At 45.9% G+C, this 307-nt stretch carries 1 pseudogene; it reads left to right on the top strand.

The window, feature by feature from the left end:
* Positions 1–221: pseudogene (locus FH871_RS35475) on the top strand (hypothetical protein); the annotation flags it as partial.
* Positions 222–307: the final 86 nt, after the last annotated feature.

The following is a 307-nucleotide window of genomic DNA, read 5'->3' on the forward strand; positions in this document are numbered from 1 at the left end:
ATCTAGGTGTTCAACAATTGGAACCGGGCGATTTCATCTTGATGAATAGCGATGGTCTGACTAATATGATTTCTAATGACACCATTGTTAATGTCCTCTTGGCTGACGATGGCGGTGTTAAAGAAAAGGCAGAAGAATTAGTGGCCCAGGCCAACAAGGCAGGTGGTCTGGACAATATTACCGTGGGCTTGCTTCACGTAGAAGGTGAGGCTTTATTATGATTCAGATTGGCAAATTATTTGCTGGTCGCTATCGCATCCTCAAGTCCATCGGTCGAGGTGGGATGGCCGACGTTTACTTGGCTAAC

Source organism: Larkinella sp. C7, from assembly GCF_006149005.1.
Lineage (GTDB): Bacteria > Bacteroidota > Bacteroidia > Cytophagales > Spirosomataceae > Larkinella.